This window comes from Aquisalimonas sp. 2447, assembly GCF_012044895.1.
Classification (GTDB): domain Bacteria; phylum Pseudomonadota; class Gammaproteobacteria; order Nitrococcales; family Aquisalimonadaceae; genus Aquisalimonas.
Window position 1 is genome coordinate 2,391,928 of record NZ_CP050695.1, and the last position, 19,246, is coordinate 2,411,173.

General features: G+C 65.2%; 18 protein-coding genes. 9 read left to right on the forward strand and 9 right to left on the reverse strand.

Features of this window, described 5'->3' with window-relative positions:
• Positions 1-45 precede the first annotated feature (45 nt).
• The 3 genes from gpmA to KU884_RS11235 are packed head-to-tail and all read left to right on the forward strand — an operon-like array spanning position 46 to position 2,018.
• The gene (gene gpmA, locus KU884_RS11225) at positions 46-747 is read left to right on the forward strand and encodes a 2,3-diphosphoglycerate-dependent phosphoglycerate mutase (protein ID WP_217351493.1); all 702 of its coding nucleotides are present in this window, start codon (positions 46-48) and stop codon (positions 745-747) included.
• A 14-nt stretch (positions 748-761) separates the two neighbouring features.
• Positions 762-1,487 (forward strand): SDR family oxidoreductase, encoded by a 726-nt coding sequence (locus KU884_RS11230; RefSeq protein WP_167782727.1) that lies wholly within the window; start codon positions 762-764, stop codon positions 1,485-1,487.
• Between the two features lie 39 nt (positions 1,488-1,526).
• Positions 1,527-2,018, forward strand: coding sequence for a DUF1499 domain-containing protein (locus KU884_RS11235; protein ID WP_167782728.1), 492 nt, complete (start codon positions 1,527-1,529; stop codon positions 2,016-2,018).
• Positions 2,019-2,039: 21 nt separating this feature from the next.
• Here the strand turns inward: KU884_RS11235 and KU884_RS11240 are convergent, their stop codons facing one another.
• The 5 genes from KU884_RS11240 to proV form a co-directional block, all read right to left on the reverse strand.
• Positions 2,040-3,314: a COG3014 family protein gene (locus KU884_RS11240; RefSeq protein WP_167782729.1), complete on the reverse strand. Its 1,275-nt coding sequence runs from the start codon at positions 3,312-3,314 to the stop codon at positions 2,040-2,042.
• A gap of 11 nt (positions 3,315-3,325) precedes the next feature.
• Entirely contained in the window at positions 3,326-3,931 is a 606-nt protein-coding gene (locus KU884_RS11245) for a penicillin-binding protein activator LpoB (RefSeq protein ID WP_167782730.1), read from the reverse strand.
• Between the two features lie 426 nt (positions 3,932-4,357).
• Positions 4,358-5,224 carry a glycine betaine ABC transporter substrate-binding protein gene (locus KU884_RS11250; protein WP_167782731.1) on the reverse strand — a complete coding sequence of 289 codons (867 nt, stop codon included), beginning with the start codon at positions 5,222-5,224 and terminating at the stop codon, positions 4,358-4,360.
• Positions 5,225-5,415: 191 nt separating this feature from the next.
• Positions 5,416-6,327, reverse strand: coding sequence for a proline/glycine betaine ABC transporter permease (locus KU884_RS11255; RefSeq protein WP_167782732.1), 912 nt, complete (start codon positions 6,325-6,327; stop codon positions 5,416-5,418).
• A 2-nt stretch (positions 6,328-6,329) separates the two neighbouring features.
• Positions 6,330-7,529, reverse strand: coding sequence for a glycine betaine/L-proline ABC transporter ATP-binding protein ProV (gene proV, locus KU884_RS11260; protein WP_167782733.1), 1,200 nt, complete (start codon positions 7,527-7,529; stop codon positions 6,330-6,332).
• 461 nt (positions 7,530-7,990) lie between these two features.
• On the opposite strand from proV, the gene KU884_RS11265 reads away from it, so the two are divergent.
• On the forward strand, positions 7,991-10,288 hold the full coding sequence (locus KU884_RS11265) for a TonB-dependent receptor domain-containing protein (RefSeq protein WP_167782734.1): 2,298 nt from the start codon (positions 7,991-7,993) through the stop codon (positions 10,286-10,288).
• Between the two features lie 444 nt (positions 10,289-10,732).
• Here KU884_RS11265 and KU884_RS11270 read toward each other — a convergent pair whose 3' ends face one another.
• A complete protein-coding gene (locus KU884_RS11270; RefSeq protein ID WP_167782735.1) occupies positions 10,733-11,344 on the reverse strand; it encodes a ZapG family protein in 612 nt (203 codons plus the stop codon).
• Between the two features lie 195 nt (positions 11,345-11,539).
• On the opposite strand from KU884_RS11270, the gene KU884_RS11275 reads away from it, so the two are divergent.
• From KU884_RS11275 to KU884_RS11290, 4 genes are all read left to right on the forward strand, one after another.
• Positions 11,540-12,166 (forward strand): DUF2946 family protein, encoded by a 627-nt coding sequence (locus KU884_RS11275; protein ID WP_167782736.1) that lies wholly within the window; start codon positions 11,540-11,542, stop codon positions 12,164-12,166.
• 253 nt (positions 12,167-12,419) lie between these two features.
• Positions 12,420-13,541 carry a porin gene (locus KU884_RS11280; protein ID WP_167782737.1) on the forward strand — a complete coding sequence of 374 codons (1,122 nt, stop codon included), beginning with the start codon at positions 12,420-12,422 and terminating at the stop codon, positions 13,539-13,541.
• A gap of 221 nt (positions 13,542-13,762) precedes the next feature.
• Positions 13,763-14,140, forward strand: a complete 378-nt coding sequence (locus KU884_RS11285) for an MAPEG family protein (protein WP_167782738.1) — start codon at positions 13,763-13,765, stop codon at positions 14,138-14,140.
• A 340-nt stretch (positions 14,141-14,480) separates the two neighbouring features.
• The gene (locus KU884_RS11290) at positions 14,481-14,804 is read left to right on the forward strand and encodes a hypothetical protein (RefSeq protein ID WP_167782739.1); all 324 of its coding nucleotides are present in this window, start codon (positions 14,481-14,483) and stop codon (positions 14,802-14,804) included.
• Position 14,805: 1 nt separating this feature from the next.
• On the opposite strand, the gene KU884_RS11295 is transcribed toward KU884_RS11290, so the two are convergent.
• Positions 14,806-16,311: a hypothetical protein gene (locus KU884_RS11295; RefSeq protein WP_167782740.1), complete on the reverse strand. Its 1,506-nt coding sequence runs from the start codon at positions 16,309-16,311 to the stop codon at positions 14,806-14,808.
• A gap of 85 nt (positions 16,312-16,396) precedes the next feature.
• Between KU884_RS11295 and moaC the strand changes: the two genes are divergently transcribed.
• Complete coding sequence (gene moaC, locus KU884_RS11300; protein ID WP_167782741.1) at positions 16,397-16,885, forward strand: cyclic pyranopterin monophosphate synthase MoaC; 489 nt, start codon at positions 16,397-16,399, stop codon at positions 16,883-16,885.
• A 196-nt stretch (positions 16,886-17,081) separates the two neighbouring features.
• Here moaC and KU884_RS11305 read toward each other — a convergent pair whose 3' ends face one another.
• Positions 17,082-17,846 carry an ADP-ribosylglycohydrolase family protein gene (locus KU884_RS11305; protein WP_167782742.1) on the reverse strand — a complete coding sequence of 255 codons (765 nt, stop codon included), beginning with the start codon at positions 17,844-17,846 and terminating at the stop codon, positions 17,082-17,084.
• A gap of 65 nt (positions 17,847-17,911) precedes the next feature.
• Positions 17,912-19,192 carry a glucose-1-phosphate adenylyltransferase gene (glgC, locus tag KU884_RS11310; protein WP_167782743.1) on the reverse strand — a complete coding sequence of 427 codons (1,281 nt, stop codon included), beginning with the start codon at positions 19,190-19,192 and terminating at the stop codon, positions 17,912-17,914.
• Between the last annotated feature and the right edge of the window lie 54 nt (positions 19,193-19,246).

A 19,246-nucleotide genomic window follows, 5' to 3' on the forward strand; every position in this document is an offset into this window, starting at 1 on the left:
ACTTCGCGCCTGTTTTCGGAATCAAGGGAGATCTTCATGAAACGCCTGGTCATGCTGCGCCACGGACAGAGCATCTGGAATCTGGAGAACCGGTTCACCGGCTGGTACGACGTCGATCTGACGGATCAGGGGCGCGATGAAGCCCGCGCGGCGGGCGAACTGCTGCGCGCCCACGGCTTCCGTTTCGATATCGCCTACACCTCGGTGCTCAAACGCGCCATTCGCACCCTCTGGATCGCCCTGGACGAACTGGACGCCATGTGGATTCCGGTGATCAAGGACTGGCGTCTCAACGAACGCCACTACGGCGCACTGACCGGGCTGAACAAGGCCGAAACCGCCGAGAAGTACGGCGATGACCAGGTCCATGTGTGGCGGCGCAGCTATGCAACCCCGCCCCCGGCCCTGGAAGCGGACGACGAGCGCCACCCGCGGTTCGATCCCCGTTACGCCGGGCTACCCGCGGATCAGCTCCCGGGCACGGAATCGCTGGAGACCACCCTGCAACGGGTTCTGCCCTACTGGGAAGCGGACATTGCACCGGCGCTGAAGCAGCACGACACGGTGCTCATCGCCGCCCACGGCAACAGCCTGCGGGCGCTGATCAAGCACCTACAGGGCATCAGCGACGAGGAGATCACCAGTGTCGAGATCCCCACCGGCCAGCCGCTGGTGTTCGAGCTTGACGACAGCCTGCGTGTGAGCGAGGAATACTACCTGCGTGACCGGGCCCTGCCGGATCGCTGAGAAGGTGCGACACCATGACTGACAGCCGCTCCATCGCCCTGATTACCGGCGCCAACCGTGGCATCGGCTTCGAGACGGCGCGACAGCTCGGCAAGCTCGGGCTTCGCGTGGTGCTCACAAGCCGGGACGGCATCAAGGGCAAGGCGGCCACGGACAAGCTGCAGACCGAAGGCCTCGATGTCCTCTACCATCCGCTGGACGTTGACCGGGAGGACAGCCGTCTGCAGCTTTTCCAGCATCTGGAGGACCGCCACGGACGCCTGGACGTGCTGATCAATAACGCCGGTGTGATGCCCGACGGCGATCCTGCGCAACCGCAGCAGGCCAGCGTGTTCGATGCCGAGCTGGAGCAGGTGCGTCAGAGCATGGAAACCAACCTGTACGGGCCGCTGCGCCTGTCCCAACTGGCCGTTCCGCTCATGCGGCGCAACGGCTTCGGGCGTATCGTCAACGTCTCTTCCGGCCTGGCGCAGCTCGCGGAGATGCGGGGCGCCTTCGCGGCCTACCGGCTGTCGAAGACGGCCCTGAACGCATTGACGCGGATCCTCGCCGCCGAGGTGCGCGGCGAGAACATTCTCGTGAACTCTGTGAGCCCGGGCTGGGTACGAACCCGCATGGGCGGCGAGAACGCGCCACGCCCGCCGGTAGAGGCAGTGCGCGGCATCACGTGGCTGGCAACCTTGGATGACAACGGCCCCAGCGGCGGTTTCTACCAGGATCGCATGGCCATACCCTGGTAATCTTCGGCCTGCGGGCTTCAACACGTATGGGAGCGATGCATGGATGCTCTGAACACGCTGCTCAAGGCCCTGCTGGCGGTGATCGTGCTCGGCGTGATCCTGGTCACCGGGACCATCGTCAAGAACTGGCCACCGATGCTGGACAGTCCCGGACCGTTGGTTCGCGTGGCCACGTACCTGAGCACGAACACGGTGGAGACCCGCCAGCACGCTGCCCGGCCGGAACTCCGCAACCGCGTGTACGCCGCCACACCGCAGGAGACCTGGGACGCCGCCCGCATGGCCGTCGAGCGGCTGCGCTGGGAGGTGGTGCACAGTGATCCGGACAACCTCTCCATCCAGGCGGTGACCTACACGGCCCTGTTGCGGTTCGAGGGCGACGTGTACATCCAGATCCGGGACGCGGAACCCGACTTGAGCACCGTCTACTTCCACGCGAGCTCGCGCCTCGGCCGGGGTGATTTCGCCGCCAACACCCGGAAACTGCTGGATTTCCGTGAGCAACTGGAAACGGAGCTGATGAACCGGTGACACCGGTGCGGGACGGGGTGGTCAGTGCCGGTACACAGTGCGAACGGTCATGCCACCGGGCCGGATCACCACCGGTTCCTCCAGCCCCTGACGGCGTTCACCACCGGCACCGCGGGTGATCAGCTCCGGGGCGTATTCCCCCGGGGGCAGATCAACACGGACCATCCAGAAGCTGTCGGGGAGTGTGCGCCAGAGGCGGGTATCGGCCTGCTCGAACAGGAAACCCAGGATATTCACCAGGGCGCCCAGGGCCTGGCTCTCGTCGCGGGCCTGACCGGCCACCTGGTGGCGCGCCACGTTCCGGCTGATGGCGCGTGCGGTCAACAGGGGCATGCGGGCAGCCAGCCAGTCATCCACCAGATCGGACACCACCTCCACCCGCTCACCGTCGACACGCTGTTCATCAGTGCTCAGGGACACGGCGCGCACTGGATCCCCCCGTCGCTGGAGCGTTGGCAGGGAAACGCGGTAGAGCTGGCCGGAACGGGGATCCTGGGTGGCCACCGTTCGCTCCCGCAGCCGCGGCGCGAGACCACTGTGAACGACCACCAGCAGCTGCCCGTGGCCCTCCGGGCGCGGCTGCCACGAGGCCATGCCGAAGCGCTCGGCCCAACGGTCCCGCTCATCCGGCAGATCCAGGGCATCCAGCATGCGCACCAGGCTCACCTGCAGATCCCGGGGCACGGGCCTGCCCAGGGCCTCGTACCGCTGTGCGGCACGGCGGTATGCAATCAGGGCATCACTGCGATCGCCGCTGGCCTCGAACACGATGCCACTGAGGTAGCGGGCGAAGGCATCGCCGCCGTGGGGGGCGGCACCGTCGATCGGGTCCACCCGGCGCAGACCGAGATCCACCTGCAAGGCTTCCACCCGCGCGGCATCAGTGCGGCCGAGTTCCAGGAAGTTGAGCATCTGCATCAAATGGAGCAGCACCCGTTCGTGCACGCTGGCCTGGTAGGCCCCGGTGGTTTCGGCGAACGTCCACTCGGCGACGCTCTCGCTGATGCTGATGGGCTCCAGCGCACCGAGAACACCCTTGGCCTCCTCGAAGGCATCGACACTGGCCTCCAACTGCCCGTCCACGCGCAGCAGCATGCCGCGATTCATCAGGTACAGCGCCTGGTTCCGGGAGGTATCCAGGGCACTGGCGGCCTCCAGCGCCCCGGCCGCATCACCGGCGCGCAGACGCTCATCGATGCGATCGTAATGCTGAGTGGAGGCGCAGCCGGCAAGCACCAGCACCGCCAGTGCCAGCAGCGTGCGCGCTGCGGCCCCGATGGCAGACGCCGGGACCATGACGGCCTCCGTCAGGAACGGAACAGCCCGCGCCGGATCACCTTGCGGATTTCCTTCTGTCCGACCCAGACGCGGGTGTTGTCCGCCAGGCTGGTGAGCGCGAGGTTGACCTGGTAGTAGGCCACTTCGGTACGCCCTTCCACATCCTTGATGGTATTGATGGTGCCGGTGAGCATGTAGTCCGCACCCAGCTCCTGCCCCGCCGGGCTGCGGGTATCGGGCCGCGCGTGTTCTTCCTGATCCGCGCGCTCCCCACGGATGGCCTGGCGCTCGCCGCTGTCGGCGACAAAGGTCACGCGGCCGGAATTGATCAGTTCCCGCTCGATGTCACGAATGAAGGTGTTGGTGTTGATGTGCTCGTCGCTGAGATTGCGGATCTCGCCGACGATGACCGCGGGATTGCTGTCGCGTGTGGCATGGTGGCGCTCCAGCCAGGCACGCCGCATCAGGTCCTCGACCATCTCCTCGGACACCAGGCGGGAGTCACGCTCGTTCCAGCGCCCCGTCAGATCTTCGGTTTCGTCCGGGCCGACGCGGTCCACCTGGGTGGCGCAGCCCGCCAGCAGAAACAGCAGTGCCAGGAGGAGACCCGACCAGCGCACATGCCGCAATTTCATCCCTGCCCTCATCACCCTTGCCCTCTTCGCTGTTTTCATTCCGCCGCGTTTCAGCCGTAGCGGTTACGGAGCCCCATTGTACCCCGGCTCCATTCCCGCACTCAGACCATTTGCGCGCAACCGCGGTTCCCCGGACACGGGTGACGCGAACGCGCAGGGTGCATCAAGATGCACCCTCCCCTCCGTCGCTTCCGTCGCTTCCGTAGGGCGGACCTTCAGGTCCGCCGTCTCCCGACATGCAAGCCAAGGCGGCTTATCGAAGCGTGAACGGCGGACCTGAAGGTCCGCCCTACGGCCCTACGACCCCGTACGCCCCCGCACGCTCCCGTGCGGCCCCGTACGGTGTGCCATACGGTCCGGTGCGCCAACAAAAGGCCCGATCCGCCGGGCGAATCGGGCCTTTTTCCATGACGCGTGGTCAGCCGATCAGAGCTCGCCGCTCAGCCAGTAGTCCACGTGCGCACCGTTCTCGTCGATGAACTTGCTCACGGCCTCATCGTAGGAGTTCTCCTCGGCATAGGCCATGTAGTCCTCAAGGAGTTCGATGTCGATGAAGATACGGGCCAGAACGCCGGTAACCTCGGGATGGTCCTCGTGCAGGCCGTTACGCGCCAGCGCATGCACACGCTCGGCACCGCCCAGGCTGCCTTCCGGATCCTCGAGATAGCGCAGGTCGTAGGCGCCGAACTTCCAGTGCGGGCTCCAACCAGTGACGACGATCCACTCGTCACGGCCGATGGCGCGGTCAAGCGCCGCGGTCATGCCGGCACCGCTGGAGAACTGCAGCTCGTAGCCATCCAGGCCGTAATCCTCCATGGCCTGCTCGGACAGGTTGGACAGGCCAGCACCCGGATCGATACCGGTGATCTCGCCGTCCAGCCGGTCCCGCACCTCGTCGTTGGTGAGATCGGAAATGGAGCTCAGCTCGTCTTCCGGGATGTAGTCCGGCACCACCCAGCCCAGGCGAGCGCCCATGTACAGCGGCCCCAGGTCGACATAGTCGCCTGCGATGCCGTCCAAGTAGTCACCGTGGGTGCCGGGCTGCCAGGACATCAGCATGGCATCGATGTCACCGCTGGCGATGCCCTGGTACTGCGGCGCGATGTCAGTCTGCACCAGCTCGACCTCGTAGCCGCCGTGATCGACCAGTACTTTCTCGGCCAGCTTGGTGATGAACTCGGCATCCGACCAGGCGGTCCAGCCGATGGTGACTTCATCAGCCGATGCGGAGGTACCTGCGACGGCCGCCCCGAGCACCATGGTGGTCAGAGCGCGACTCGTGGTTTTTAACATGCTTGTACTCCTCGTTTGCCCTCGATCACGTTGAACAGGATCTGTTCAACTTTCACACACCGCCTCACCGGCCGTAAAGGCCGGCCAGGTGAAGCGGGCTGTAGAAAGCAGGGCTTTCCGCAGCCCGCCGGCCGGTGTCAAGGCCCCGGACAGGACGTTCTGCCCAGGGTTCTCCAGAGAGTATAACCAACTCACGCCTGCTGTTGGGGTTTGCCCGCCCAGCGCTTGAGGAACTCCAGCGGCGAGCGGCGCTGGGCGCCGGAGCCGTAGGTGGGCGCGAAACTCTGCGTGATGCGGTCCAGCAGGATCGCCAGGATCACGACACCCAGGCCGCCCTCGAAACCCAGACCGACGTTGAGACGCTGGATGCCCGTGAGCACCACGTTGCCAAGCCCCCCGGCGCCGATCATGGAGGCAATCACCACCATGGACAGCGACAGCATGATGGTCTGGTTGATACCGGCCATGATGTTCGGCAGCGCCAGCGGCAACTGCACCTTGTACAGCAACTGCCGGTCCGTGCAGCCGAAGGCGCGGCCGGCCTCCACGTTCTCCTGGCTGACCTGGCGGATGCCCAGGTTGGTGAGGCGCACCGCCGGCGGCATGGCGAACACCACCGTGGCGATGGTGCCGGGCACCTTGCCCAGGCCGAAGAAGATCACCGCCGGGATCAGGTAGACGAAGGGAGGCATGGTCTGCATGAAATCCAGCACCGGCCTGACGATCTGCGCCACCAGGTCGTTACGGGACATGGCCACGCCGATGGGCAGGCCGATGATCAGCGCCACCACGCTCGCCGCAAGCACCAGCGCCAGCGTCGACATGGTGGGCGCCCAGAGATCCATCACCCCCACCAGCAGCAATGCCACCGCGGCGAATACGCCGAACTTCCAGCTCACGCGCCAGAAACTCAGCAACACGATGGCGATGATGAACACCTCCGCCGGCACCCAGAGGAGGAAATCCTCGAAGTTGTTGGTGAAGAAACCGACGATATTGGCAAAGCCATCCAGCGCCGGTTCCAGGTTGTTCCGAATCCAGTCGACCACGTCCTCGACATAGCGGCCGATGGGGATTTCGACGTCATCCAGGAAAAAAGCCATGATTAACCTGCCTTGTCCAGAGTCTGCAGAAGGGCGGTCTTGGAGATGGAGCCGATGTAGCGCCCTTCCTCATCCACCACCGGCACGGGCCAGCGCGCTTCCGCTACCAGGCCCAGCACCTCGTTCAGGGGTTTGTCCCGGGGCACCGCCTCGGCCTCGGCCTCGAAGGCGCTCTGCCAGCGGTCTTCACCGCCGGATTCCGCGGCCTTCACCAGGTTCGCGGCACTGACGACGCCCTGGTACTTGCCATCGCGGTCCACGACCATGCCGTACTCGCGGTCGTGCTCGCGCAACCGCGCCAGGGCGGCGTTAACGTCCGCCCCGGGGCGCTGGATCACCGTCACCTGCTTGTTGGTGGCGATATCGCCGGCGGCAAAAACCTGACTGACGTCAACGCCGTAGAAGAAGGACTTCACGTATTCGTTGGCCGGCTGGGAGACGATTTCCTCCGGTGTGCCCACCTGGACCACGCGACCGCCCTCCATCATGGCGATGCGGTCGCCGATGCGCATGGCTTCGTCCAGGTCATGGGAGATGAAGACCACCGTGCGCTGGTCCTTTTTCTGCAGGGCGATGAGTTCGTCCTGCATCTCCGTGCGGATGAGCGGGTCCAGCGCGGAGAACGCCTCGTCCATCAGCAGGATGCCGGGATCCGTAGCCAATGCCCGGGCCAGTCCCACACGCTGTTTCATGCCGCCGGAGAGTTCATGAGGGTAGCTGTTGAGCCAGGCGCCCAGGCCGACCGCTTCCAGCGCTTCGCCGGCGCGCTTGTGGCGTTGTTCCCGGGGAATGCTGGAGACCTCGAGGCCGAAGGCGGCGTTGTCCAGCACGGTCTTGTGGGGCATCAGGGCGAAGGACTGGAACACCATGCTCATGTCGTTGCGACGCATGTTGATCAGTTCCTTCTTGCTCATCTTCGTGATGTCGCGGCCGTCCACCTTGACGGTCCCGCTGGTGGGGTCGATGAGCCGGTTGAGCATCCGCACCAGGGTGGATTTACCGGAGCCTGACAGCCCCATCACCACGAAGATCTCCCCGGGCCGGATGGCGAAGTTGGCATCCTGTACACCGACGGTGTTGCCGGTTTCTTTCAGGATGTCGTCCTTGTGATAGCCCTGCTCCACCATCTCCAGGGCTTGTTTCGGACTGGGACCGAATATCTTGTAGAGATTCTCGACGACAAGCTTCGCGTCTTCAGACATGGATTCGCCTTTGGATGACGCCTCCACGCGCAGGGGCCACTGCCGACGAAGGAACTCCGCCGCCAGGTCGCGGGCCTCGGCCCGGCCGACGCAGCGGAAACTCTCGCGCCGCGCCGGTTTCACCCTCCACGCGTGTTGGCTTGTTCTGTTTCCCCGGGACCGATGCCAACAGGCAACAGCCGGGATTACCAACAACAGCACTTTAAGAGAGGCATACCGCGTCCGCAAACGCGATTGCCACAAACCGCGCCCTGTGGCGCAGCACCACCCGCAACGCGAGCGGGTTTTTATTTAATCATTCAATTAATTTTGACGTAGTTTACGCATAACTCGCCGGATCACCAAACCCACATCACCATGAATGCGAACAATTCTCATTGCGTTTTACGGTCATGCCGGGCAAGGTCCTCTCAACGTCGTCTCAAAACGCCAAGCACGCCAAACCATCGGAGGGCACAACGATGATCGAACGACGCACCCGGGCGACCGCCACAGGTGTGACGCTGCTGGCACTGGCAGCCGCCACCACCACACTCCAGGCCCAGGAGGACCGAAGCCCCACCCTCCTCGACCGCATCAGCATCACCGGTGACCCGGACCGCATCCAGGACGTCCCCGGCTCCGCCCAGCAGCTCGACCGTGACGAGCTGGACCGCCACAGTTACAGCGATCCCCACCGCATCCTCCGGGCCATCCCCGGCGTCAACGTCGCGGAGGAGGAAGGCTTCGGCCAGTTCCCGCATATCAGCATGCGCGGCACCCCGCCCGAGCGGAACAGCCGCATCACCGTCATGGAGGACGGCGTGCTGGTCGCCCCCGCGCCCTACGCAGCGCCGGCGGCCTACTATTTCCCGCCCATGGGCCGCATGGACCGGGTGGAGGTACAGAAAGGCTCCAGTGCCATCCGCCACGGGCCGTACACCACCGGTGGCGCCCTGAACATGCTGTCCACGCCGATCCCGGACGACACCAGCGGCAAGGCGGACATTCTGTTCGGTTCCAACAACGGGCGTCGCATCCATACCCACGTGGGTGGCACGGAGGACCTTCCCGGGGAGCGCAGCGGCCAGATCGGCTGGCTCATCGAGGGCTTCGCCGAACAGTCCGACGGTTTCAAGAGCCTGGACAACCCCGCCTCCGGGCCCAATCAGCCGGACCCGAACACCGGATTCGACCGCCGCAACATCATGACCAAGCTGCGCTGGAACGCCGACCCCACGGCGGAGATCTACCAGGAAGTCGAACTCAAGTACGCCCGGGACGACCGCACGGTGAACGACACCTACCTCGGGCTCATCCAGGAAGACTTCGACAGCGATCCCTTTCGGCGCTATCACGGCTCGCAGAAAGACGAGATCAACACCGAGAACGAGCTGTTCCAGCTCCGGCACTACATCAACCCGACGCCCAACACCGACCTAACCACCACCATCTACCGCACGGATACGGTGCGGAACTGGTACAAGCTGCATGAGGTAGCGCCAGATGGCGCCGACTTCGACGATCCGGATTCTTTCACAGGAATCGGCAGCATCCTTGACGATCCTGACCAATTCGCAAGCGAGTTTGACTGGATTCGAGGGCAGCAAGGAGAGGATAGCGACGCCCGCGGCGCCGTCCGCGCCAACAACCGCGAGTATTACGCCCAGGGCATCGACTTCCGCGGCGGCTACTGGTTCGACCTGGGTGGCTGGAACCACGAACTGGAGGCCGGCCTGCGCTTCCACGAGGACGAGGAAGACCGCTTCCAGTGGCAGGATCAGTACGAAATGGGCGAGTTCGGTGATATGTATCAGGTGGAACGCGGCACCCCCGGCGAGACCACCAACCGCTTGACCGAGGCGGACGCCATCGCCACCTACCTGCAGAACACCATGCGCCGGGGCCCGTGGCAGATCACCACCGGCCTGCGCTACGAGGATATCGAGATCCTTCGCCGGGACTGGAACGATCCGGAACGTACCGGCGCCAACGAGAGTCGCGACGACACGGCGACGTACCGCGTGTGGATTCCGGGCATCGGCGCCACCTACGAGATCGACGCCAACTGGAGCGTCCTCGCCGGCGTTCATCGCGGTTTCGCACCAGGCGGTACGAGCCCGGACTCCGAGGCGGAGCGCAGCACCAACTATGAGGCCGGCTTCCGGTTCAGCAGCGCCAACACCCGCGCCGAGGTGATCGGTTTTTACAACGACTACTCCAATATCAACATCGAGTGCACCGCCGTGGGCGGGGGCTGCGCGGATGATGACATCGGCACGGTGCAGTCCGCCGGGGAAGTGGAAATCTACGGACTGGAGGCCCTGGCCATCCATGACCTGGGTGCTTCGCAGGGCTGGAACTACGCGGTACCGATCAGCCTCGGTTATACCCTGACCCAGAGCCGGTTCAAACAGGACATTGGCGAAAACGCCCCGAACCAGTGGGCCAAGGCCCGCAAGGGTGATTCACTGCCAGAGATCCCCGAACACCAGATCAACGCCAGCGTCGGCGTAGGTCAGGAGGACTGGCGGGCGACCCTGAACGCCAACTACGTCACCTCCGTGGTGGCACGCGCCGACCCGGATTTCAGCGACCAGGAAATCGAGTCCCGCCTGCTGCTGGACGTCTCCGGCGAGTATCGCGTCCACCAGAACGTGCGCCTGTTCGGCTCGGTGGAAAACCTCACCGACAAGGAGTACGTGGCCCACTACCGCCCGGCCGGCGCCCGCCCGGGCAAGTCCCGGGAGTTCTGGGCCGGCGTGAAAATGGACTTCTGACGATCCGGGTTCCCCGCCGGGGACCCCGTCATGGAGTGCCTCCTCGAGGCTACGCGCCCTTCAGCCGCATCTCCGGATGCGGCTGTTTTCTTTATCTGCGGAGCTGTCGCGACTGACGTCGCTCCTACAAGCCGGGGATAACTGGCGCGCCGTCGATTCGTAGGGCGCATCTCGATGCACCGCGAGTAACCGTAGGGCGGACCTTCAGGTCCGCCGTGAACAAGCAGCCCGGCACCGTTGGCCGATCCGCGGCCGACACGGTGGACCTGAAGGTCCACCCTACGCCTGAATCAGGCGGTATTGCCGGGAGGAAGCGTAGGGTGGATCTTCAGATCCACCTTCTCGGCCAGATGCGGCCTCCGTGGGAGCGACGTCAGTCGCGACGCCTTGCGTCCTGGCGACGGTCCCGGCAGCGCACGGCCGCTGCCGGCGGGCTCCGGCGGTCTACCCTTTCGCCTCGCGCTTCTCCCGCTCGCCGGCCTCCTCGTCCACGTCGTGCTCGGCGGCGTAATCGCTGGCGGGGCCCTTGGGTTCCTCGTCCTCGCCGAGGGGCTTCTGACTCTCCTCCCGGGCCTCGGCGTCGCTCTCGCCTTCCGCCTGCCGCTCGGCCTGCGGCTCAGGCTCGCCTTCCGGTTGCTCCTGAGCGGCCGGCGCCTGATCCGTACCTGCCTCTGCTGCTTCGCCGGCAGGCTTGGTCGTCGCGGCCTTGTCCTCGCTCCCAGCGTCCTCGGCTGCCTCGGTGGGCGCCTGCAGGGTGCGCTCCTCGGGCTTGCTCTCCAGCATGCCGGCACTGGGACCGGTGCCCAGCCGCTCGGAGCCTTCGGCCAGATGCTCGTAGAGGCTCCGGTAGCCGCTGGTGACCTGATTGAACAGGTGGGCGGTCTTCTCGAAGTGGGTGCGCACGTCCTCACGGTAGCGTTGCAGCTCGGCGTGGGCCTCGTCGCGCTCCTGCTCCATGGACCGGGCTTTTTCCACGCCCGGGGCGGTATAACGCCCGAGCCAGATGCCGCCGGCCAGGCAAATCAGCACAACAATGATCCAGACGATGGTCGTCATAAGGCGTTACCCCCAGTTTGACGAATTGGCGTGCGCGCAGACCCGCGACACCGCGGGTCAAGGAGACATGACCCCTCGACTATACTGCACACTTCCCCGGATGCCGAAGCGGATTGCACCAACGCCACCCTTCCCCTGCCCCGTCCCGATGGGCAATCATCGCGACATCACCCACCACTCCGCGGAGTCCCGACCATGGATGAATCCGTCCTCCACGCCATGCAGCGCTGGCCCGACGTCCCCGCCGTCTACGGCTACATCGGCGTCAACCGGCGCGGTGAGTTCCTGCTCAAGGGGCACGTGGTCAGCCACGTGCGCACCCGCGAGTTCATCAACCGCAACTACACGCTGGACGAGCAGGGCCGTGCCTACTTCCAGAACGGCCCCCAGCGCGCCTACGCGGACCTGGAGGTGACACCCTGGGTGTATCGGCTCATGGACGACGGCAGCCTGCGGACCCACACCGAGGCACTGGTGGCGGAACTGCGGGAGGCCTGGCTGGCGCCGGATGGCGACGTGGTGCTGGTCACCGAGCTGGGTCCGGGACTGCTCCACGCCCAGGATCTGGACGCCCTGCCCGGTTATCTGCGCGCGGAGGACGGGGTGTCGCTGGATGACGCCCTCACGGTGTTGCTGCAAGGCGACAACGCTGAGGTCACCCTGTCGCTGGTGTGCGGACACGCCCGACTGCGATTGTTGGATACTGACAACATCTCAGCCCGTTTCGGCATCAACACCCGCCCCGCACCCGCCGCCGGCGAGAACGCCGCGGAGTCGGAACACCGCCCCGCGTGGGAGCCTGCACCTGTCGAGTCGTCATGACGTTAGTGACGCACCGCGGCAGAAAATACCGGGAAAGTGCCCCAGAGCGCCCACTGACGGGGGTTGTCACGCTACGTACACGGGAGTATGGTTCGGATTGTTGCAACCGCACAACGGATTTGTCGCCTGTACGCACTTGCATCCTGAGAGAGCAAGCTACACTGAACAGGGAAAACCAGAATCGGGCGTCGGGTTTCCGCAACACGCGCCCAAACCAGGCATCTCTTGGATGACTGAAACAGGAGTAACAATAATGGCAACACGCACCACGCTGAAGGCAACTGCAGTTACTTCCATGTCCGCGCTGGCGCTGGCGGCTCTGACGACCACCGCGCAGGCTGACGACGACCGCGTCGAAGTCTACGGTATGGTGGATGTTGGGTTGGAAACGTATTCTGCCGATGATGAAGCAGCAGGATTCATCTTTCCTGGTTTCAACTCAGCCGGCGGCAACAACGACGCCAAAGACTTTGCGCTCGCTAATGGTGTGAGCTCCCGCATTGGAGTGCGCGGCGGCGAAGACTTGACGCCGAACCTGCGCGCTTCCTACAACATCGAGCTTGGCATCGACATCCTCAACGAGACTGGGGGCGCCACGGGCGCTGGCTCGACCGGTACCCGGCTGGGTTGGGCCGGACTTGGCGGTGATTGGGGTGAAGTGCGTGTCGGGACGGACTGGATGGCTCTGTACGAGTTTGGTGGCTGGAACACCCACCGCACGGACATGCACGGCTATGGTAGTTACTACTACACCACCGGCGTACTTCGTGATTCCGCCCAGTTTGGTTTCCGACAGGGCAGCACGGTCAGCTATCAGTACGGAAGTGCCTGGGGCCACTCTGATCCGTTTGCGTTCAATATCACCGCAGGCATCGGCGAGGGTGAAGATAACGAGGAAGGCATCAGCTCCCTTCAGGCTGCGGCCCAGTATTCGTTCAACGATGCTATCAGCGTGAACGCCGTCGTCTATCAGGAGTTTGTTGACGGTCCTGCCGATGATGATGAGGCGACTCTTTACAACGTTGGCGCCCGCTGGAATGTCACGCCCGCACTGGAACTGGCTGCCAACTACACCGTGGTCACGGACTTCTCCGACGCGGTGGCCGATTCAGGCACCGACGGCAGTGACGAGCGCGATTCCATCGCTTTGGCTGCCATGTACGACTTCGGTCAAGGTTGGGATGGGCATCTTGGCGTGTCCCAGGCGAGTGCCGACGACATCGCAGACATTGACTACAACGTCTACGGGTTCGTCCGGCATTCGTTTACCAACCGGACCAACGCGCGGTTGGAGTTCGAGCACATCGACTATGATGGCGACGCGAATGATGCCACCGAGACCGTCGGCATGGTCGCGCTGCAGCACAACTTCTAAGAAGAAGTTCAGGTCAGCATAGTGCTGAACCCCTGACGGGCGCCTTCGGGCGCCCGTTTTTTGTTGCGCGCGGGATTCCTGCCCGATGCAAAGCCCTGTGGGAGCGACGTCAGTCGCGATGCCAGTGCACACAGGTAGCTGTCGCGACTGACGTCGCTCCCACGGGGCGGGTGGGTCGGGTATTCTTGCGGCTTGCCAACCATCAACCGAATGAGCCGTTCATGCCGATTGCCTACTGGACCATCCTGATCGCCGCCCTCATGCCCATCATCTTCGCCGGCATTGCCAAGGCCGGTGGTGAGCGCTTCACGAACCGCCGCCCCCGGGAATGGCTGGCCAACCAGGCGGGCTGGCGGCAGCGGGCCAACTGGGCGCAGCAGAACAGCTTCGAGGCCTTCGCCCCCTTCGCCGCCGGCGTGCTCACCGCTCAGCAGCTGGATGCCGGCCAGGGCACCATCAACACCCTGGCGGTGGCCTTCATTGGCTTCCGCATCCTCTACGGCGCGCTCTACATCGTCGATGCCCACCTTTGGCGCAGCCTGGCCTGGCTCGGAGGCATGGTCTGCACCATCGGGCTGTTCGTGGCGGCGGCGGCATAGAGCAGGCGACACCCCTCCAGCCGCCCGCCGTGGGAGCGACGTCAGTCGTGACGTTGGGCTGATGGAACTGGATGTCGCGACTTACGTCGCTCCCACGGGCAGGGGGTGGAAATCGCGACTGACGTCGCTCCCACGGTGCCGGTGTCTCACCCCTGATACACCCCTTGGGCCAACCGGCCGGCCATCGTATACTCGAGCCATACCAACGATGAGCCCGAAGCGGAACAGCGCATTCCGCCGGGCGCCACTGCCGGTGCAACGCCGGCCCCGCGAGGGTGGAATCACCATGAAAACATTGGCATTGCTGTGGGTTTTGCTCCTGGCAGGTCCCGGGTGGGCGATGGCCCAGCAGGCCCCGTCGGAGATTCTGGAGGAGGCGCAGCAGTTGCGCAGTGACGGGGAACTGGATTGGGCCGCGGAACTGCTGGACGAGGCCCTGGACGATCTCCCTCCCACCGAGCCGTTATTCCAGGAAATCCATCTGGAGCGGAACTACCACTGGCGCATGGCCCGAATCCGGCAACAACTCAGCGACGGCGACATCGAAGGCGCCCGGGAAACGCACACCGAGGTCGTCCGGTTCCTGCGGGGACACCCCCAGCGTAACCGTTTCATCGGCAACGTGGATCGCTATGATCTGGTGATTCGCGGCCGGGAGCGTTGACTCAGTCCGCGCGGGGCCACCGGTAGATGCGCTCCAGGAGGTCCGCGTCATCGAAGTGGCGCCGGCCCACGAACGCCGTGGCGTGGCGGTGATACTGGCGCATGGCTCCGGGTTCCGGCACGCCGGAGACCCAGAAGAACCACCGCTCACTGCGCTCGGTTCCCGTCACCAACCCGTCCGCCTGGAACAGACTGGCGCGATCACCGTCCTCCCGGGGCAGACTGCGCAGGGTGTCGTAGGGCTCCAGGGCGTATGTCTCTCCGTGGTCCGGCACCGGCGCAAACGCCAGCCGGGTGACGTAGTGGCTGCCGTCCTGAAGATGGACCCGTAGCCGCTCACCCTCCTCCGGCTCGCCGGGTCCGGGCAGGATCAACGGTGGTTCGGCGTAGTCCGCCGAGGATCGCGCTTCCAGGCCCTGCACTGGATAATGCTGATGGTAGCAGCCGCAGTTGTGCATGCTTTCAACCAGCAGCAGTTCCCCGTCGGTGCTGAAGGTCATCCGGAGATTGAGTCCGTCCAGTCGGCCGCCGAGCAGATCGAACCAGTGATCCAGAGGGCGCTCCGTGAACCACCAGGTGTAGTTGATCTGCACCAGGGTCTGATCGCCGAAGCGGGTGCCGCTGGCATGGGCATAGACGACCGGGTCCCCGGTATCCACCTGCGGCAGCCCTTCGGCAGTGAGCGACGGACGGCCGATCCGGTTATGTTCCGCATCCCGCTCCACCTCCACCACTGGCGCGACCGCCCGGAAGAACTCCTGCCACTGCGTCTCGCTGAGTTGCGGCCAGCCAAGGGCATCCAGGTCGGCGTCGGCAAGCAGGCGTGCGCCCGCGGCGACATCACCGTCACCGGCGGCCGGAAGGTAGCGCAGCGCGGGCGTTTCCCCGGCGACTTGGTTGGTAAAGTCTTCCCGGACGCCGCGCTGCCAGGTCGCCACCCCGGCACGGATGAACCAGCGACTCACGGGATAGACGCCGACGGCCCGCTGCCAGGTAATGTATTCGTCTGGCACCGACAGGGCGTCCGCGGCCTCGCGCCAGGGGCCATCGTCCGCCTCCAGGCCATCCGCCTGGCGGAGCCGGTCACCGCAGACGTCCACCGCGCCTTCGGGATCATCAACGCCCGCGGGCCGGGGGAAGGCCCCGCGCTCCTCCGGTTCCAGGTGGCGCAACTCCAGCAGCCGCGCCTCGCGATCCAGGGTCTGCGCCGCGTCCAGCCAGGCATCGCGAACCCCGGACTCGTCCAGAGCGTCGGCGAAACTGTCGAGGAAGCGTGTCGAACGTAGATACGGGTAGGCGGCGGGTGGTGCCCCGATGCCGTCCCTGACGCCGGCCTCTTCAACGCGCTGGTCCATGGTCTGGAAAAAGGCCCGGCAGGCGGCTTCCGGTCCGTCATCGGGGTCGGGCCGGTCCGGGACCGTGCTGCACGCGGCCAGGACGAGGCCGGCCAGCAACACCACCGGGGCCCAGGCGCGCCCGCACGCGGAGCGTGCCCTCCCGATGGCCATACCGCGCCCGGGGGCGTTGCGGTTATCATGCCGCTTTAGCGGAACGCCGCCTGGCCGTTGCCGCAATCCCCAACTCGGAGGACCCATGAGCAAGCTCCCTCATCTCAACGAAACCGGTGAAGTCCACATCGTGAACGTCGGCGAAAAGGACAGTACCCGCCGAGTTGCCCTGGCGGAGGGGCGCATTCTCATGGCCCCGGAGACCCTCGCTGCCATTCGGGAGCAGCGCATCAAGAAGGGCGACGTCCTGGCCGTGGCCCGGGTCGCCGGCCTCATGGCCTCAAAGAAGACCTGGGAGACCGTTCCCCTTTGTCACCCCATCCAGCTTACCCACGCGGAGGTCACGCTGGAACCGCTGGAGGACGGCAGCGGCATCCACTGCACCGCGCGCACCGAGACGGTGGAGCGCACCGGGGTGGAGATGGAGGCGCTGAACGCTGCCCAGGCCGCTCTGCTCACCGTCTACGACATGTGCAAAGGCATGGACCGGGCCATGGAAATTACCGGCGTGCGACTGATGCACAAGAGCGGGGGACGCTCCGGCACGTGGGAACGTGACGGCTCCGAGAGTTAGCCGTTGCGGTGCATCAAGATGCACCCTACGAGCCTACGAGCCTCAGACCCGGGCACACGTAGGGTGCATCTTGATGCACCGTCTAACGGGGGGGTTACCTCCGCACCGTGCGGAGCCGCTCAGCGCGCCTACGGGGTACGGTAGCCTGAACCAGTGCCCTGGATCCTCGCGGGCCTTCGCGATGACGGCGTACCCATCACATGGTGCGCTGCCGGAACGCGTCGATGACGGCTTTCATGTCATCGGGAAGCTTTTTGAGGACGGCTCGCGCCATGTCCTCGGGGACACCCCAGGCGGCTTCGGCGATGGAGCCGGCAATGGCGGCCTGGGTGTCGGCATCGCCGCCCAGGGAGATGGCATTGCGGATGGCGTCCTCGACACTGTCGGCCTCCAGAAAGGCGCGGATGGCCTGGGGTACGGAGCCCTGACAGGTGATGTCGAAGCTGTATTCCGGGCGGATGACCTCCAGCGGGGTCCCGAGGTCGTAACCGGATTCCCGGGCCACGCGTTCGCGGATGGTCTCCATTCCCTGCCCCCGACGGGCCAGGTACGCCGCCAGCGCCACGGCGCGGGCACCGCGGATGCCCTCGGGATGGTCATGGGTACAGGCGGCGGTGCGCTCGGCTTCCGCCAGCACCCGCGCTTCGTCGTCGAACCACCAGGCCACCGGGCTGACGCGCATGGCCGAGCCATTACCGAAACTGTTGTAGGGCTCCGGGCTGGCGGCCATGAACCACTGGGCGAAGCGGATGCCGTAGCCGCGGGTGGGGAATCGCCGCGCCCACCGCCGCATGGCGGAGGCGTAGGACTCCCCCTCCAGCAGCGCATCGGCAACGGCGACGGTGAGCACGGTGTCGTCGGTGAACCCGCAGTCGTGGTGGAACAGGGGAAAATCCTTTTTCTTCATGGGCCAGTGCTCGTACACCGAACCGATGACATCGCCGCTGATTGCGCCCAGCATGGCACCCTCCGCTGGCATCCCGGCACGCCGGGCGCCCCTGCTGCGCCCGCACGCGGGTCAGGATGCTACCGCACGTGATTGACTTCCTGGCCCAGCATTTCGGCGGTCACCAGAACGATCCCCTTGGGCGAGACATGGAAATGGCGCCGATCCACCTCCGGATTGTGGCCGATGACGCTTCCATCCGGGATGTTGCACCCCTCGTCCACCACTGCATTGCGGATACGGCAATTGCGGCCCACGGAGACCGCCGGGAGAATCACCGACTGCTCCACGACTGACCCCGGCTCCACCACGACCTGGGAAAACAGCAGCGAATGACGGACCACGGAGCCGTCGATGATATCCCCGCCGGAAACCATGGCATCCACGGCCATGCCCGGGAGCTCGTCACCGCCGATCTCGGCGGTGATGAACTTGGCCGGTGGCAGTTGCGCCTGATAGGTCCAGATGGGCCAGTTCTCGTCGTAGATATCCAGCTCCGGGTCGGCGCCGATCAGCTCCTGATTGGCCTCGTAGAACGCGTCCACTGTGCCGACATCACGCCAGTAGGGCTGGAGATCGGTTTTCGGATCCCGGAACGGGTGGGCGACCACGCGGGCCTCATGGATGGCCGCGGGGATCACGTCCTTGCCGAAATCCCGTGTGGAGTCAGCGTTCTCGGCGTCTTCCCGCAGCACCCGCACAAGGAAATCCCGGTTGAACACGTAGATGCCCATGGACACCAGGGCGATATTCGGCTCCCCCGGCACCGGCGCGGGATCGTCGGGTTTTTCGTTGAACTCCAGCACATGCCCGTTCTCGTCAACACTCATGACCCCGAAAGCGCGGGCCCGCTCCAGCGGCGTCTCCACGCAGCCCACGGTCATGTCCGCACCGGACTCCACATGGCGGGCGATCATGGGCCCGTAGTCCATCTTGTAGACGTGGTCACCGGCGAGCACCAGCACGTACTCCGGGTTGTGCGCCTTGACGATATCCAGGCTCTGGTAGACGGCATCAGCGGTGCCCGCATACCACAGCGGCCGGTCCAGACGCTGCTGTGCCGGCACCAGTTCCACGAACTCGCCGAACTCGCCCCGCAGGAACCCCCAGCCACGCTGCACGTGCTGGATGAGGGAGTGTGCCTTGTACTGGGTGAGCACCTGGATGCGGCGAATGCCGGAGTTGATGCAGTTGGATAGCGGGAAGTCGATCAGCCGGAATTTGCCGCCGAAGGGCACCGCCGGTTTGGTGCGCCAGTCGGTGAGATTGGCAAGCCGCCCGCCACGTCCGCCGGCAAGGATCATCGCCAGGGTGTCGCGGGTGAGCCGGCTGACGAATCGCGGGTTACGCTCAAGGAACATCCGGCGCCCTTCTGCTGGTTGGCTGACAGGCGCTCAGGATAATGGCTGGCCGGT

Bases quoted from the DNA above. Each gene is read 5' to 3' on its own strand.
- KU884_RS11280 (WP_167782737.1), top strand. From the start codon at position 12,420: ATGGCAACACGCACCACGCTGAAGGCAACTGCAGTTACTTCCATGTCC.
- KU884_RS11265 (WP_167782734.1), top strand. From the start codon at position 7,991: ATGATCGAACGACGCACCCGGGCGACCGCCACAGGTGTGACGCTGCTG.
- KU884_RS11250 (WP_167782731.1), bottom strand. From the start codon at position 5,224: ATGTTAAAAACCACGAGTCGCGCTCTGACCACCATGGTGCTCGGGGCG.
- KU884_RS11255 (WP_167782732.1), bottom strand. From the start codon at position 6,327: ATGGCTTTTTTCCTGGATGACGTCGAAATCCCCATCGGCCGCTATGTC.
- glgC (WP_167782743.1), bottom strand. From the start codon at position 19,192: ATGTTCCTTGAGCGTAACCCGCGATTCGTCAGCCGGCTCACCCGCGAC.
- KU884_RS11290 (WP_167782739.1), top strand. From the start codon at position 14,481: ATGGCCCAGCAGGCCCCGTCGGAGATTCTGGAGGAGGCGCAGCAGTTG.
- KU884_RS11245 (WP_167782730.1), bottom strand. From the start codon at position 3,931: ATGAAATTGCGGCATGTGCGCTGGTCGGGTCTCCTCCTGGCACTGCTG.
- KU884_RS11270 (WP_167782735.1), bottom strand. From the start codon at position 11,344: ATGACGACCATCGTCTGGATCATTGTTGTGCTGATTTGCCTGGCCGGC.
- proV (WP_167782733.1), bottom strand. From the start codon at position 7,529: ATGTCTGAAGACGCGAAGCTTGTCGTCGAGAATCTCTACAAGATATTC.
- KU884_RS11230 (WP_167782727.1), top strand. From the start codon at position 762: ATGACTGACAGCCGCTCCATCGCCCTGATTACCGGCGCCAACCGTGGC.
- moaC (WP_167782741.1), top strand. From the start codon at position 16,397: ATGAGCAAGCTCCCTCATCTCAACGAAACCGGTGAAGTCCACATCGTG.
- KU884_RS11275 (WP_167782736.1), top strand. From the start codon at position 11,540: ATGGATGAATCCGTCCTCCACGCCATGCAGCGCTGGCCCGACGTCCCC.
- KU884_RS11285 (WP_167782738.1), top strand. From the start codon at position 13,763: ATGCCGATTGCCTACTGGACCATCCTGATCGCCGCCCTCATGCCCATC.
- KU884_RS11295 (WP_167782740.1), bottom strand. From the start codon at position 16,311: ATGGCCATCGGGAGGGCACGCTCCGCGTGCGGGCGCGCCTGGGCCCCG.
- KU884_RS11305 (WP_167782742.1), bottom strand. From the start codon at position 17,846: ATGCTGGGCGCAATCAGCGGCGATGTCATCGGTTCGGTGTACGAGCAC.
- KU884_RS11240 (WP_167782729.1), bottom strand. From the start codon at position 3,314: ATGGTCCCGGCGTCTGCCATCGGGGCCGCAGCGCGCACGCTGCTGGCA.
- KU884_RS11235 (WP_167782728.1), top strand. From the start codon at position 1,527: ATGGATGCTCTGAACACGCTGCTCAAGGCCCTGCTGGCGGTGATCGTG.